This is a genomic window from Streptomyces sp. NPDC101225 (genome assembly GCF_044767585.1).
Lineage (GTDB): Bacteria > Actinomycetota > Actinomycetes > Streptomycetales > Streptomycetaceae > Streptomyces.
This window is the reverse complement of the sequence record NZ_JBIWOE010000021.1, coordinates 69,317-83,044: the sequence shown is the minus strand read 5'-3', so window position 1 is coordinate 83,044 and position 13,728 is coordinate 69,317. Positions and strand designations below refer to the sequence as shown.

Sequence of the window (13,728 nt, the reverse complement as noted above, 5' to 3'; positions counted from 1 at the left end):
GTCTCGTCCTCGAACGCCGGACGGGCCGAGGGCTCCGCCCGCCCGGCGCCGTGATGTCACCCCAAGTACCGCTCCGCGAACTCCAGTTCAAGGCGGACCTGCTTGATCCGCTCGTCCACGACCAGTGACCCGTGGCCGGCGTCGTAGCGGTAGACCTCGTGGGTCGCGCCGCGCGCCTCCAGGCGCCTGACGTAGTTCTCGATCTGGCGGATGGGGCAGCGCGGGTCGTTGACGCCCGCCGAGATGTAGACCGGGGCCGTGACCTCGTCGACGTAGGTCAGCGGGGAGGAGGCCTCGAAGCGGTCGGGGACCTCCTCCGGGGTGCCGCCCATCAGGGTGCGGTCCATGGCCTTCAGGGCTTCCATCTCGTCGTGGTACGCCGTGACGTAGTCGGCGACCGGGACCGCGGCGATGCCCAGGGTCCAGGCGTCCGGCTGGGCGCCGATACCGAGGAGGGTGAGGTAGCCGCCCCAGGAACCGCCGGTCAGGACCAGGCGGGCGGGGTCGGCGAGACCCGAGGTCACCGCCCACGCGCGGACCGCCGCGATGTCCTCGAGCTCGATGAGGCCGACGCGGTGCTTGAGGGCGTCGGTCCAGGCGCGGCCGTAGCCCGTGGAGCCCCGGTAGTTGACCCGGACGACGGCGTACCCGTGGTCGACCCAGGCCGCCGGGCCCGCGGCGAAGGCGTCGCTGTCGTGCCAGGTCGGGCCGCCGTGGATGTCGAAGACGGTGGGCAGCGGGCCGGTGGCGCCCGCCGGCTTCTGCACCAGGGCGTGGATACGGCCGCCGGGGCCCTCGACCCAGACGTCCTCCACGGGCACCGAGCCCGGCGACTTCATGCCCGGCGGGTCGAGGACGACCTCGCCCGTCGTGGAGCGGACCGCCGACGGCTCGGCGGCCGAGGACCAGAGGTACTCCACACTGCCGTCCGGGCGGGCCGTCGCACCGGAGACCGAGCCGGGCGGGGTGGGGATCCTCTCCAGGGTCCCGCCGGCCAGGTCGAGGCGGAACATCTCGCTGCGGGCCTCGAAGCTGTGCACGATGAGCAGGCCGGTGCCGTCCGGATACCACTCGGCGCTCACATCGCCGGGCAGGTCCAGGGCGAGGTCGGTCTCCTCGCCGGTGGCCGTGTCCCACACCATCGGCTCCCAGCGGCCGCGGCGCTGGTGTCCGACGAGCAGACGGGGGTCGCCGTCGACGGGTGCGAAGCCCAGCACCTCCAGGCCCAGCTCCTCCTTGCCGCCCTCGGTGTCGTCCAGCTCGGCGACCGCCGTGCCGTCGAGACGCACCACGCGCAGGGCGGAGTGCATCGCGTCGCCGTGCTCCGTGTGCTCGATCGCGATCAGTTCGCCGTCGTGGGAGAGGTCGCCGACGCCCGCGGACTCGCGGTGGCGGTAGATCTCCACCGGGTCCTCGCCCGTGCGCGAGAGGTGGATGGTCGTGCCGTCCTCGTCGGTGGAGCGGCCGACGACCGCCGTGCGGCCGTCCCGGGCGAGGGCCAGGCCGGCCGGGTAGGAGGCCCCCAGGCCCCGCGTCGCCGGCTCGTTCTCCCCGCCCGTGAACGGCTGCCGGCGCCAGACGCCGAACTCGTCGCCGTCCTTGTCGTCGAACCACCAGATCCACGCGCCGTCCGGGGTGAGCACGCCGTCCGTCGTGCCGTTGGGCCGGTCGGTCACCTGGCGGCGCTCGCCCGTCGACCGGTCCCAGGCATACAGCTCGTACGTCCCCGTCGCGTTCGACACGAACAGGGAGCGCTCCGGTGCGTCCTGCGCCCAGTCGGGCAGCGACACCCGCGGCGCCCGGAAGCGCTTCTCCCAGTCCGGCATGTCCTCTTTCCGCTCCGGCGCAGCGGACCCGTTGCTCTCAGTCATGACCCCATACTGCCTGCTCCCTGTGACCCTGCGCGGCCGGGATCCTCAGCCTGTGGACAACTTCTACCGCTCCCTTACCCGCCCCCGTGCGGCCGCGCCCGTAAACCATCCCCGATCAAGGCGTTTGCCCAGCTCAGATCCGATTGTCAGTGGCGGGGTGCAGACTTCTGGACATGACCGATCTGCGCAAGACAGTCGAGAGGTTCTGGGCATCCGCCGCGGCCCGGGACTGGAGCGCCTTCGCGGACACCCTGGCCGAGGACGTCGTCTACACCCTGCCGCAGACGCGCGAGCGGATCACCGGCAGGCAGCGGTACGTGGAGTTCAACCGCGAGTATCCGGGCGACTGGCGCCTGCGGATCGAGCGCATCGTCGCCGAGCCCGGCCAGGTGGTGAGCTGGATCCACTTCACCGTCGGGCTGGAGGAGATGTACGGCATATCGTTCTTCACGGGCGCCGACCGGATCACGTCCGTCACCGACTTCTGGCCGGAGCCGTACGAGCCCCCGGCCGGCCGGGACCACCTCACCGAGCGGTACTGACCCCGCGGCGGGCCCGCGTCCGGCCGCGCCGTACCTTTGAAGGCGTGTACCGGTTTCTGCTGACGTCCCGCTGGTGGGGAATCAACATCTTCGTGCTGCTCGCCATCCCCTTCTGCATCTTCATGGGGTCGTGGCAGCTGAGCCGGTTCGAGGCCCGGGTGCAGGACCACCGCGACGCCACCGAGCAGGTCAGGACGGACCGGCACGAGGCGGCCAGCCCGCTGCGCGAGCTGCTGCCCGTGGACAAGGCGACGTCCGGCAGGCAGGCCACCGCGACCGGGCGGTACGGCAAGCAGCTGCTGGTCCCGGACCGCGATCTGGACGGCAGGCAGGGCTTCTACGTCCTGACGCTGCTGCGCACCGACGGCGGCAAGGCGCTGCCCGTGGTGCGGGGCTGGCTGCCGGGTTCCGCCGACGCCGCGAAGGCGCCCGCCGCGCCCGGCGGTGAGGTCACCGTCACCGGCGCGCTCCAGGCGTCCGAGACGCCCGGGGACGACGGGGTGAGCGCCCGGGGCGGTCTGCCGGCCGGGCAGACCGGGGCGATCAGCTCGGCGCAGCTGGTCAACCTCGTGCCGTACGACGTGTACGACGCGTGGGTCACGCTGGACAAGGCCGACAGCGGGATGACGGCCGTGCCGGCCAAGGCGCCCACGGACTCCGGCCTCGACCTGAAGGCGTTCCAGAACCTCGGCTACACCGGCGAGTGGTTCGTCTTCGCCGGGTTCGTGGTGTTCATGTGGTTCCGGCTGCTGCGCCGCGAGGTCGAGTTCGCGCGGGACGCGGAGATGGGCCTGGTGGCCGAGGACGAGCGGAGCGTGGCCGTCTGACACCGGCGGGACGCGAGCCCCCGTCCGGAGGCGGCCCCCCGCTCACGCCTGCCGCCTCACGTCCCGGCCAGCACCCCGGTGAAGTAGACCGTCCCCGCGCACGCGTCGGACACCGGAGCCGACACCGTGGGCGAACCCGCTTCCGTCGTGTGGGACACGATCACGCTGCCGTCCGCCGTGCCGTCCTCCCGCATCAGCTGCGTGGTGACGCCGCTGTCGGTGCCGGTGGAGGTGTTGCCGGCAGTGCTGCCGCTGTCGCCGGTCGGCGTCGGCGTGGACGTGGGGCCGCCGTCGGTGGTGCCGCCGCTGCCGCCGCCGGTGCTGGGGCAGGGCGCCGAGGGGACGAAGGCGAACTTCTCCTCGTAGGCCGCGCCCGGCTGCAGCAGCAGCCCGGTGACCTCGGTGGAGGGGTCGGGCAGGCCGGCCGCCGGGTCCCCTGACGCATGCCGCTGCGCGCCGATCTTGGTGGCGTCCGCGGCGCCCTGAGCGAGCACGCTGACGCTGCCGGCCCCTCCCACGCTGCAGGCGGCGGTGGAGGTGTTGACGACGCGGAAGGTGCCGTAGACCGTGCCCGCGGAGTCGGGGGCGTCGACGGTCTGGGTGGCCGAGCCGAGCTGCTCGGCGGTGCACACCGCGGCCCCCGCCGGGCTGGTGGCCGCCGGGCCGGTGCCCGCGCCGCTGCCCGTGCCGGGCGTGCTGCCCTTGCCCTGGCCGCCGCCCTTCGCGCTGCCCTTGCCCTTGTCCTGCGCGACGCCGGAGCCGCCCCCGGCAGTGCCCTCACTGCCGGCGGCTTTTCCCTGGCTCGCGCCGCCCTGCGCCTGTGAGGCCTGCCCGGCGACGGACGGGTTGACGTCGGAGCCCGTGGCTCCCGAGACGTGCAGCAGGGCCGGGACGGCCGTGCCGATGAACAGGGCGGCTGCCGCCATGCCCACGGCGGCCTGCCGCTTGCGGGCGCGCCGTGCGGGCACGGCCAGCCGCAGATGGTCCAGCGAGCCCTCACGCGGCTCGACCGTCTTCACCGCCTGCTGCAACATCCTGCGCAGGGCCTGCTCGTCCGAGTCGAGCCCGTTCTCGGGGCTCTGGTCGTCGCGGCCGTGGTTCACATTTCCGTTCCCAGCGTGCGGTTGCGGGTGTTCTTGCTCGTGCGCGCCTGTCGGCTCATGCCAGGCGAAAGGTTCATGTCGGTCACGGGAGCCGGGCCCCTCGGCGTCCTTGTTCATGCCGGCGCCTCCATCGCGATCCGCAGGGCCGCGATGCCACGGGAGCCGTACGCCTTCACCGAACCCAGCGATATCCCGAGCGCCTCGGCGACCTGGGCTTCGGTCATGTCCGCGAAGTAGCGCAGCACCAGGACCTCGCGCTGACGGCGCTGCAGTCCCTTCATCGCCTTGATCAGGGAGTCGCGCTCCAGCTGGTCGTAGGCTCCCTCCTCGGCGCTCGCCATGTCGGGCATCGGCTTGGAGAGCAGCTTGAGGCCCAGGATGCGGCGGCGCAAGGCGGAGCGGGAGAGATTGACGACCGTCTGACGCAGGTACGCGAGGGTCTTCTCGGGGTCGCGGACGCGTTTGCGTGCCGAGTGCACGCGGATGAAGGCCTCCTGGACGACGTCCTCGCAGGAGGCGGTGTCGTCGAGCAGGAGGGCGGCGAGTCCCAGCAGCGAGCGGTAGTGCGCGCGGTAGGTCTCGGTGAGGTGGTCGACGGTGGTACCGGCCGCCGCGACGTCCTCGGCGCCCTCACGCTGATTCGGGATGCGGGTGGGTCGCGCTGCGGGCATGGGCGCGATCACCGGCATGCCGCCGGGCGCGCCGGACATGCGGGGTCGTAGGGACGGACGGGGCGGCCGCAGGGCCGTGCCGCGCGTCGCCGCAGAGAAGTCGAGTACCTCAGCCACGTCAGTTGGACACCTTCACCCCCGTCAGGGTTGTACGTGCCGGGCGTCACTTCCGCGTCGCGTGGCGCCACCGGCTGTCTCACGTCAGGCAGCATCACCGATCGTGCGTCAAACGCCCTCATGCCTACCCGCTCTTCCCCTATGTCCTGAATGTGTGAGACGTCCCCACGTCTCCCCGCGCGCGCCCACACCCCTGAAGGGCGTTCGCAAAGACGCTCCCCGCCCTGCGCGCGGTTGCGGAGGACGGGGAGGAAAATCTTCGGACGCCACAGGACTCCGGGGCAAGTGGTACGGACCATTGCCCGGGGTCCGCGCAGCCCACAAATCCTACAAAGGAAACCGGTCACGGCCAGCGCTTTTTCGGCGGAGAGCCCTTGCTCCGCTTCGTGTTGCACGTGATACGTCACACCATGGGAGCGCGACCACCGACCCGAATGTCACACGAACTCGGTGGCCACCAGCTCCGCGATCTGCGCGGTGTTGAGGGCGGCGCCCTTGCGCAGGTTGTCGCCGCAGACGAAGAGCTCGAGCGCCGTCGGGTCGTCGAGCGCGCGCCGCACCCGGCCCACCCAGGTGGGGTCGGTGCCCACCACGTCGGCGGGAGTGGGGAACTCGCCCGCGGCCGGGTCGTCGCACAGCACGACGCCGGGGGCCGTGGCGAGGATCTCGCGGGCGCCGTCGACGGTGACCTCGCCCTGGAACCGGGCGTGGACGGTCAGGGAGTGCGTGGTCACCACCGGCACCCGGACACAGGTGACCGCCACGGGGAGCTCGGGCAGGCCGAGGATCTTGCGGGACTCGTCCCGCACCTTCATCTCCTCCGAGGACCAGCCGTCCTCGCGCAGCGACCCGGCCCACGGCACGACGTTCAGCGCGACCGGCTCCGGGAAGGGCCCGGTGTCGTCGCCCACGGCCCGCCGTACGTCGCCGGGGTGGGTCCCGAGCTCCGTCCCGGCCACCAGCGACAGCTGCCGGCGCAGCGTCTCGACCCCGGCGCGGCCCGCCCCGCTCACCGCCTGGTACGAGGAGACCACCAGCTCGCGCAGCCCGAACTCGGCGTGCAGCGCGCCCATCGCCACGATCATGGAGAGGGTGGTGCAGTTGGGGTTGGCGATGATCCCGCGGGGCCTGAGGCGGGCCTTGTGCGGATTGACCTCGGGCACCACGAGCGGCACCTCCGGGTCCATCCGGAAGGCGCCGGAGTTGTCCACCACCACCGCGCCCTTGGCCGCGGCGATCGGGGCCCAGTGCGCGGAGACCTCGTCGGGCACGTCGAACATGGCGACGTCGACCCCGTCGAGGGCCTCCTCCGTCAGGGCCACGACCTCGACCTCCTCGCCGCGCACGGTCAGCTTGCGGCCGGCCGAGCGCGGCGAGGAGATCAGACGGATCTCGCCCCAGATGTCCGCGTGCTGGGACAGGATCTGGAGCATGACCGTGCCGACCGCTCCGGTCGCTCCTACGACCGCGAGCGTCGGTCGCACGGACCCGTGCCCCGCCATCAGCGCCCTGTGCCCCCGTAGACGACGGCCTCGTCGCTGTCGGAGTCGAGCCCGAAGGCGCTGTGCACGGCGCGCACGGCGTCCGGCACGTCGTCGGCACGGGTGACCACCGAGATGCGGATCTCGGAGGTCGAGATCAGCTCGATGTTCACGCCGGCGTCGCTCAGCGCCTCGAAGAAGGAGGCGGTGACACCCGGGTTGGTCTTCATGCCGGCGCCGACGAGCGAGATCTTGCCGATCTGGTCGTCGTAGCGCAGCGAGTCGAAGCCGATGGCCGTCTTCGCCCGCTCCAGGGCGTCGATGGCCTTGCGGCCCTCGGTCTTGGGGAGGGTGAAGGAGATGTCCGTCAGCCCGGTGGAGGCGGCGGACACGTTCTGCACGACCATGTCGATGTTGATCTCCGCGTCCGCGATGGCGCGGAAGATCGAGGCGGCCTCGCCCGGCTTGTCCGGGACGCCGACGACCGTCACCTTGGCCTCGGAGGTGTCGTGAGCGACACCGGAGATGATGGCCTGCTCCACCTTCTGGTCCCCTTGCTTGATCGGCGTGCTGCTGACCCAGGTGCCCTGCAGTCCCGAGAAGGACGAGCGCACGTGGATCGGGATGTTGTAACGGCGGGCGTACTCCACACAGCGGTGGAGCAGCACCTTGGAGCCGGACGCGGCGAGCTCCAGCATGTCCTCGAAGGCGATCCAGTCGATCTTCTTCGCCTTCTTCACCACGCGCGGGTCGGCGGTGAAGACGCCGTCCACGTCGGTGTAGATCTCGCACACCTCGGCGTCGAGGGCGGCGGCCAGCGCGACGGCGGTGGTGTCCGAGCCACCGCGTCCGAGGGTCGTGATGTCCTTCTTGTCCTGGCTGACGCCCTGGAAACCGGCGACGATGGCGATGTTGCCCGCGTCCAGCGACTGCCGGATCCGGCCCGGCGTGACGTCGATGATCCGGGCTTTGTTGTGGACCGAGTCGGTGATGACACCGGCCTGGCTGCCGGTGAACGACTGGGCCTCGTGACCCAGGTTCTTGATCGCCATGGCCAGCAGGGCCATGGAGATCCGCTCTCCGGCGGTCAGCAGCATGTCGAACTCGCGGCCGGCCGGCATCGGGGATACCTGCTCGGCGAGATCGATCAGCTCATCCGTAGTGTCGCCCATCGCGGAAACGACCACGACCACCTGGTGGCCGTTCTTCTTCGCTTCCACGATCCGTTTGGCGACGCGCTTGATGCCCTCGGCATCGGCTACGGAGGAGCCTCCGTACTTCTGCACGACAAGGCCCACGTGCGCTCCTCGTTCCGTCTCTTTTCCGCAGATACGCATATGTACTGCGGTCGGCTCAGTCTATCGAGCGCCCGAAATCCACCTTGCCGGAACCACATGGTGAGATCCGGTGCTCCAGCACGGTCCCTGCCCCCGTTGCCCGGGAACAGTCCGCAAAGTGGGCCAGGTCACCCTCGGGGGCTCCGGGTGGCCGGTCGCCGACCTAGAGTCGCGCCATGGCGGACGTACTCCTGGCGGGCGTCGTCCTGCTCGGCTCCTGCGTGCAGTGGCTGACCGGCATGGGCTTCGCGCTGGTCGCCGTGCCCGCGCTCATGCTGCTGCTGGGACCGGCCGGGGCCGTCGTACTCGCCAACTGCGTGTCGGGGGTCATCTGCGTGGTCGGCCTGGCCGGCGGCCTGCGGCGGGTGCGCCCCGGCGCGATGGTGCCGCTGTGCCTCGCGGCGGCCTGCACGGTGCCGGCGGGGGCCTGGCTGACCCGCCGGCTCCCCCAGCCCGTCCTGCTGCTGGTGATGGGCGGGCTGGTGACGGTCGCCGTGCTGCTGGTCCTGCGCGGCGCGCGGGTGCCCGCGCTGCGCGGCACCAAGGGGGCTCTCGCGGCGGGCGCGGCGGGCGGCTTCATGAACTCGGCGGCGGGCGTGGGCGGCCCGCCGATCTCGCTCTACGCCGTCAACGCGGGCTGGACGGTACGGGAGTTCGTGCCCAACGCGCAGTTCTACGGGGTCGTCGTCAACGCCTTCTCGCTGGCCGCGAACGGCCTGCCGCAGCTGACCGTCGCCCGCTGGGGCTGGGTCGCCGCCGCGACGGCGGTGGGCGCGGTGACCGGCCGGGCGCTCGCCGAGCGCATCCCCGAGCGGCGGGCCCGCCTGCTGGTACTGGCGCTGGCCCTGACCGGTGGCGTCACCGCGCTCGGAAAGGGCCTGTGGGGGCTGTGACCGCCACCGCCACACCCCCTGGCCCGCTGCGCCCCTTGCCCCTCTTACCCCTGACAGGGCGTCGGGGTCACTGCCCCGTCTGCATCCCCAGGGGCCCCGCGATCTCCTCCTGCATCACCTTGCCGGCCTCGAACTCGAGGGTCTCGTCGCCCATGCCCTGATCGGTGTCCAGGCCGTCGAGCTCCTCCAGGGGCTGGTTGAGGCGGACGTGCGCGACCACCGACTGCAGGGCGCGCAGGGTCGCCGAGGCCGTCGAGCCCCAGTTGGAGAAGTAGGAGAACTGCCACCACCACAGAGCCTCCGTGGTGCGGCCCGCGCGGTAGTGCGCCATGCCGTGGCGGAGGTCGGTGATGACGTCGGTGAGGTCGTCGGAGATGCGCGCCGGGACCGGGGCCTTGCGCGGCTCGTAGGGGTCGAAGACCTCGGAGTAGACGTCGACCGGCTCCAGCAGCCGGGCGAGGTTCTCGCGGAGCTCGTCGACGTCGGCGTCGGGACCCGTGTCCGCCTCGTAGCGCTCGTCGGGGACGATGTCCTCGTGCGCACCGAGGCGGCCGCCGGCCAGCAGGAGCTGGGAGACCTCCAGGAGGAGGAAGGGGACGGCCGAGTCCGGTTCGTCACCCTTGGCCACCTCTCTCACGGCCACGAGAAAGCTCTCCACCTGGTCCGCGATCTGAACCGCGAAGTCGTCCGGGTCCGGGGACGTGGCGTGCAGCTTGGCGTCAGACATCTAGGAGTCGTCTCCCCTCGAAGGCGCGGCCGAGGGTCACCTCGTCCGCGTATTCCAGGTCACCACCCACCGGGAGGCCGCTGGCCAGGCGGGTGACCTTGAGGCCCATGGGCTTGATCATGCGGGCGAGGTAGGTGGCGGTGGCCTCGCCCTCCAGATTCGGGTCCGTGGCCAGGATCAGTTCCGTGACCGTACCGTCGGCCAACCGCGCGAGAAGTTCTCGTATACGCAGGTCGTCCGGTCCGACACCTTCGATCGGGCTGATCGCTCCGCCCAGGACGTGGTAGCGGCCCCGGAACTCGCGGGTGCGCTCGATGGCGACGACGTCCTTCGGCTCCTCCACCACGCAGATGACGGCGGGGTCGCGACGCGTGTCACGGCAGATGTTGCACAGCTCCTCCTGTGCGACGTTGCCGCAGGTCGCGCAGAACCTGACCTTCGCCTTGACCTCCATCAGGGCCTGCGCGAGCCGTCGTACGTCCGTCGGTTCCGCCTGCAGGATGTGGAAGGCGATCCGCTGGGCGCTCTTGGGACCGACGCCGGGCAGCCGACCCAGTTCGTCGATGAGGTCCTGGACCACGCCTTCGTACAACGGCCTGCCACCCTTCCTGGGGTTCCTTCAGTACGTACGGTAGTTGGCCGGGAGCCGTCTTAGAAAGGCAGGCCCGGGATACCGCTGCCGCCGCCCAGGCCCTGGGCGAGCGGGCCGAGCTTCTGCTGCTGGAGGGTCTGGGCGTTCTCGTTGGCCGCCTGGACCGCCGCGACGATCAGGTCCGCGAGGGTGTCGGTGTCCTCGGGGTCGACCGCCTTGGGGTCGATCTTCAGCGCGCGCAGTTCGCCGGAGCCCGTGACGGTGGCCCGCACCAGGCCGCCGCCCGCCTGTCCGTCGACCTCCGTCTGTGCCAGCTCCTCCTGCGCCCGCTGCAGGTCCTGCTGCATCTTCTGGGCCTGCTGGAGCAGCTGCTGCATATTGGGCTGGCCACCACCGGGAATCACGATCAGCTCCTGGTTTCGTACGGCTTCGTCGGCGAGGTCTTCCCGCCTGGCACGAGCCTACGTGGTCCGGGCAGCCATCGCCCCGGCACTCTTTCGAGTGAGCCTCTGCCGAGTCCTATACCTGATCAAGGCCCACTTCCGGACGGAAAAGAGGTGAATCCATGGGCTTCGCCACCCATTGGGCGGTAGGAAGGGGCGGGCACATCAGCATCAGGTGTCACGCTACGTGATCGGTCGTGATCAGAAGGAGTGCGGGTGGGTCAGCCGGAGATGCAGCCCGAGGGTCCGCCTCAGGACGGGCGGGGCGAGGGTGCCGCCGGGCTGCGGCCGGGCGATCTGACCGGGCGCGCGTTCCCGCTCGGCGACTGGGGCGAGCCGGCCGAGCGGCTGCACGAGCTGTACCGGTGGGTGGAGCACGGGGCGCTGCAGACGGCCGCCTGGTATCTCGCGGACCGGGCGTGGAAGCGGCGGGGGGCCAGGGCGCTGCGCGCCGGGGCCGCGGTGGGCGCCGTCACCGGGGCCGCGCTGCCCCTGCTGAACCTGACCGGGGTGGCCGCCGGGCCGCCCACGTGGGGATATCTGGCGCTGCTGCTCGCGGTGGCCTGCCTGGCCGTCGACCGCTACTTCGGCGTGACCTCCGGCTGGATGAGGGACGTGGCGACCGCCCAGGCGGTGCAGCGCCGGCTGCAGGTGCTGCAGTTCGACTGGGCCTCGGAGAGTGTGCGCGAGGTGCTGGGCCCCGCGGAGGGGACGGCGAGCGAGGCCGCCGAGCGGTGCCTGGGCATCCTGCGGCGCTTCTGCGAGGACGTGACCGAGCTGGTCCGCACGGAGACGGCCGACTGGATGGTCGAGTTCCGCACGGGCTCGGCGCCGATGGGCATCCAGTCCACGGGCAGCGGCGCCGGCCGCCAGGAGATCAACGGCACGCACGGCCGCTTCCCGCTGCCACCGGGAACCCCCGCCCGCCCGAACATGCCACGCCAGCGCCCGCCCGAGCCCAGGTGACGGGCCGGGATCACCCGGGTCCGCTCCGGCCGCGTGGAGCCGGCCGGGGCCGAGCGGTCGCGGCGGTGGATCATGCGGCCGGCGGCTCGTCGGCCGCCGAGGTCACTGTCGGGTGTACGTGAGCTGCTCGCCGTTGCTGACGGTCTCCCGCCGGAGCCTGCCGTCCGGCTGCAGGGTGATCTCGGTGGCGCCGCCCGGCTTGCAGTAGCCCGGGTCGCCGCTCGTCACGGTGGACGGGCCGATCTCCAGGGCGCCGCCGCCGGGGGCAGCGGTCAGCTGGGCCTGGAAGACGCAGTGGTAACTGCCGCTGCTGGTGGGCCCGTCCGCGACGAGGGACATGACGGTGTCGCCCACCCCGCCCTGCTGGATGGTGAGTTGACGGGTGTTGTCACCGTCGGCGTTGACGATGGTGGTGCTCCAGGTGCCGAGGTAGCCGGCCGGAATCGTGCCGCCCGAGGGGGCGGCGGTGGTGGGCTGCGCACCCGTCGGGTCCGGCCCGGCCGTGGTCGGTCCGGACGTCCGGGGCGCGCTGGTGGACGGGCCCGGGCCCGGCTTGTCGTCGGCCTTGTCGCCGCCGCCGTTCATGAGGGCGTAGACCGAGCCGCCGGCGCCGAGCGCGACGATCAGGGCGACACCCACCAGGAGGGCGGTGGAGCGGCCGTTCCCGCGCGGCGGCTGCGGCGGGGAGGGCTGCATCGGTCCCGGGTACGGCGGACCGTAGGGCGGGGTGGGGCCGAGGGCCCCGTACTGGCCCGTCTGCTGGGGATAGCCGTAGGCGCCGGGCTGCTGGGGGTAGCCGTAGCCGTAGCCGGGCTGCTGCGGGTGGCCGTGGACCGGGTGACCGGCCGGGGGCGTCTGCGCCGGGGCGGGCGGCCGGGCGCCCGGGACCATCGTCGGCAGATGGTTCAGCGGCGCCCCGCTCGCCGGCGGTCCCGGGGGCGGCGGCCCGGCCGGCGTGTCCGGGCCCGGCTGCGGCGAGGCGTCGGCCGCGGGGGCGTGCTCCGGGGTGGCCGGGGGCGCCGGCTTCTCCAGGGAGACCTCCCCCGACTGCTCGGGGTTCTCCGTGTCCAGCAACCGCACGGCGTGCCGCCCCAGCTGGGCCACCAGCGCGCTGGGCAGCCACGGGTCCTTCGACCGCCCGCCCAGCACCGTGTCCTCGGCGCCCGTGCGCTCCAGCACCTGGTTCAGCGTGGGACGGGCCGCCGGGTCCTTCTTCAGGCAGTCCCGCACCAGGTCGGCGATGCCCTCGGGCACCCCCTCCAGGTCGGGGTCCTCCTGGGCGATGCGGAACATCAGCGCGTGCACACCGCTGTTGGCGGTGCCGAAGGGGAGGGCGCCGGTCGCCGCGTAGGCCAGCACCGAGCCCAGGCAGAAGATGTCGCACGCGGGCGTGATCCGGTCGCCGCGCACCTGCTCGGGCGCCATGAACCCGGGCGAGCCGACGAGCGCGCCCGTCCGCGTCAGCCCGCCGTCCGTCACGGTCTCCAGGGCGCGCGCGATGCCGAAGTCGATGACCCGCGGCCCGTCGATGGTCACGAGCACGTTGGACGGCTTGAGGTCGCGGTGGATGATCCCGGCCGCGTGGATGTCCTTCAGCGCGTGCGAGAGCCCGGCCCCGAGGATGCGCACCGACCGCTCGGGCAGCGCCCCGTGGTCGTGTCCCACCACCTGCTGGAGGCTCGGCCCGGCGACGTACCCGGTGGCGACCCAGGGCACGGCGGCCTCGGTGTCGGCGTCGAGGACGGGAGCCGTCCAGTGCCCGCCGACCTGCCGGGCGGCCTGCACCTCCTGCCGGAAGCGGGCCCGGAACTCCTCCTGCGCCGCCAGTTCCTCGCGCACCAGCTTGACCGCGACGGTACGGCCGCGCTCCGACCGGGCGAGATAGACGTTGCCCATCCCGCCCGCACCGAGCCGCGCCAGCAGCCGGTACGCGCCGATCCGCTGCGGATCTCCCGCCCCGAGCTTCTCCATCGCAGGTCCCCCGAAGTCCCCCGATATGCCCCTGTGCAACATGCCAACGATAGTCCGGGCGCAGGGGGGAGGTGCCGGCAGCGGTGTCTACGGTTCCGTAACAGGGGGCCCAGTCCGTCCAGCACCTTCGCCAGCCGGTCCGCGCCCGCTGTAGACAACCTGTCGCGGAAACCCCCGCACCGCAGAC

The 13,728-nt window shown here is 72.2% G+C and carries 13 protein-coding genes; 4 read left to right on the top strand and 9 right to left on the bottom strand.

The annotated features are described in order from the left end of the window. Positions 1–56: 56 nt before the first annotated feature. On the bottom strand, positions 57–1,871 hold the full coding sequence (locus tag ACIRPX_RS26995; protein WP_404199591.1) for a prolyl oligopeptidase family serine peptidase: 1,815 nt from the start codon (positions 1,869–1,871) through the stop codon (positions 57–59). 173 nt (positions 1,872–2,044) lie between these two features. Between ACIRPX_RS26995 and ACIRPX_RS26990 the strand changes: the two genes are divergently transcribed. Both ACIRPX_RS26990 and ACIRPX_RS26985 read left to right on the top strand, forming a co-directional pair. Beyond that, the gene (locus ACIRPX_RS26990; RefSeq protein WP_404199588.1) at positions 2,045–2,413 is read left to right on the top strand and encodes a nuclear transport factor 2 family protein; all 369 of its coding nucleotides are present in this window, start codon (positions 2,045–2,047) and stop codon (positions 2,411–2,413) included. A 44-nt stretch (positions 2,414–2,457) separates the two neighbouring features. Then, complete coding sequence (locus ACIRPX_RS26985; RefSeq protein WP_404199585.1) at positions 2,458–3,240, top strand: SURF1 family protein; 783 nt, start codon at positions 2,458–2,460, stop codon at positions 3,238–3,240. A gap of 56 nt (positions 3,241–3,296) precedes the next feature. Here ACIRPX_RS26985 and ACIRPX_RS26980 read toward each other — a convergent pair whose 3' ends face one another. The 4 genes from ACIRPX_RS26980 to ACIRPX_RS26965 all read right to left on the bottom strand — a co-directional run bounded on the left by ACIRPX_RS26980 (position 3,297) and on the right by ACIRPX_RS26965 (position 7,910). After that, complete coding sequence (locus ACIRPX_RS26980) at positions 3,297–4,343, bottom strand: hypothetical protein (protein WP_404199583.1); 1,047 nt, start codon at positions 4,341–4,343, stop codon at positions 3,297–3,299. Positions 4,344–4,456: 113 nt separating this feature from the next. Beyond that, positions 4,457–5,032 (bottom strand): SigE family RNA polymerase sigma factor, encoded by a 576-nt coding sequence (locus ACIRPX_RS26975; protein ID WP_404199752.1) that lies wholly within the window; start codon positions 5,030–5,032, stop codon positions 4,457–4,459. Positions 5,033–5,568: 536 nt separating this feature from the next. Beyond that, complete coding sequence (locus ACIRPX_RS26970; protein WP_404199580.1) at positions 5,569–6,633, bottom strand: aspartate-semialdehyde dehydrogenase; 1,065 nt, start codon at positions 6,631–6,633, stop codon at positions 5,569–5,571. Further along, positions 6,633–7,910: an aspartate kinase gene (locus ACIRPX_RS26965; RefSeq protein WP_404199577.1), complete on the bottom strand. Its 1,278-nt coding sequence runs from the start codon at positions 7,908–7,910 to the stop codon at positions 6,633–6,635. The genes ACIRPX_RS26970 and ACIRPX_RS26965 overlap by 1 nt, the downstream gene beginning before the upstream one ends. Positions 7,911–8,125: 215 nt before the next feature. Here ACIRPX_RS26965 and ACIRPX_RS26960 point away from each other — a divergent pair, with 215 nt between their 5' ends. Further along, a complete protein-coding gene (locus tag ACIRPX_RS26960) occupies positions 8,126–8,842 on the top strand; it encodes a TSUP family transporter (RefSeq protein ID WP_404199574.1) in 717 nt (238 codons plus the stop codon). Between the two features lie 67 nt (positions 8,843–8,909). Here ACIRPX_RS26960 and ACIRPX_RS26955 read toward each other — a convergent pair whose 3' ends face one another. Genes ACIRPX_RS26955 through ACIRPX_RS26945 form a run of 3 tightly spaced genes read right to left on the bottom strand, consistent with a single transcriptional unit; the run spans position 8,910 to position 10,565 of the window. After that, positions 8,910–9,569 (bottom strand): DUF5063 domain-containing protein, encoded by a 660-nt coding sequence (locus tag ACIRPX_RS26955; RefSeq protein ID WP_404199571.1) that lies wholly within the window; start codon positions 9,567–9,569, stop codon positions 8,910–8,912. Next, on the bottom strand, positions 9,562–10,161 hold the full coding sequence (gene recR / locus ACIRPX_RS26950; protein WP_030053254.1) for a recombination mediator RecR: 600 nt from the start codon (positions 10,159–10,161) through the stop codon (positions 9,562–9,564). Before recR ends, ACIRPX_RS26955 begins: the two co-directional genes overlap by 8 nt. A 59-nt stretch (positions 10,162–10,220) precedes the next feature. Beyond that, positions 10,221–10,565, bottom strand: a complete 345-nt coding sequence (locus ACIRPX_RS26945; protein WP_384256498.1) for a YbaB/EbfC family nucleoid-associated protein — start codon at positions 10,563–10,565, stop codon at positions 10,221–10,223. A 255-nt stretch (positions 10,566–10,820) separates the two neighbouring features. Between ACIRPX_RS26945 and ACIRPX_RS26940 the strand changes: the two genes are divergently transcribed. Next, positions 10,821–11,570, top strand: a complete 750-nt coding sequence (locus ACIRPX_RS26940; protein WP_404199567.1) for an SLATT domain-containing protein — start codon at positions 10,821–10,823, stop codon at positions 11,568–11,570. Positions 11,571–11,672: 102 nt separating this feature from the next. Here ACIRPX_RS26940 and ACIRPX_RS26935 read toward each other — a convergent pair whose 3' ends face one another. Beyond that, positions 11,673–13,541, bottom strand: a complete 1,869-nt coding sequence (locus ACIRPX_RS26935) for a protein kinase (protein ID WP_404199564.1) — start codon at positions 13,539–13,541, stop codon at positions 11,673–11,675. Positions 13,542–13,728: the final 187 nt, after the last annotated feature.

Excerpts from the sequence above, each read along its gene's own strand:
- ACIRPX_RS26995 (WP_404199591.1), bottom strand. The coding sequence starts at position 1,871 with ATGACTGAGAGCAACGGGTCCGCTGCGCCGGAGCGGAAAGAGGACATG.
- ACIRPX_RS26990 (WP_404199588.1), top strand. The coding sequence starts at position 2,045 with ATGACCGATCTGCGCAAGACAGTCGAGAGGTTCTGGGCATCCGCCGCG.
- ACIRPX_RS26975 (WP_404199752.1), bottom strand. The coding sequence starts at position 5,032 with ATGCCGGTGATCGCGCCCATGCCCGCAGCGCGACCCACCCGCATCCCG.
- ACIRPX_RS26970 (WP_404199580.1), bottom strand. The coding sequence starts at position 6,633 with ATGGCGGGGCACGGGTCCGTGCGACCGACGCTCGCGGTCGTAGGAGCG.
- ACIRPX_RS26960 (WP_404199574.1), top strand. The coding sequence starts at position 8,126 with ATGGCGGACGTACTCCTGGCGGGCGTCGTCCTGCTCGGCTCCTGCGTG.
- ACIRPX_RS26955 (WP_404199571.1), bottom strand. The coding sequence starts at position 9,569 with ATGTCTGACGCCAAGCTGCACGCCACGTCCCCGGACCCGGACGACTTC.
- ACIRPX_RS26935 (WP_404199564.1), bottom strand. The coding sequence starts at position 13,541 with ATGGAGAAGCTCGGGGCGGGAGATCCGCAGCGGATCGGCGCGTACCGG.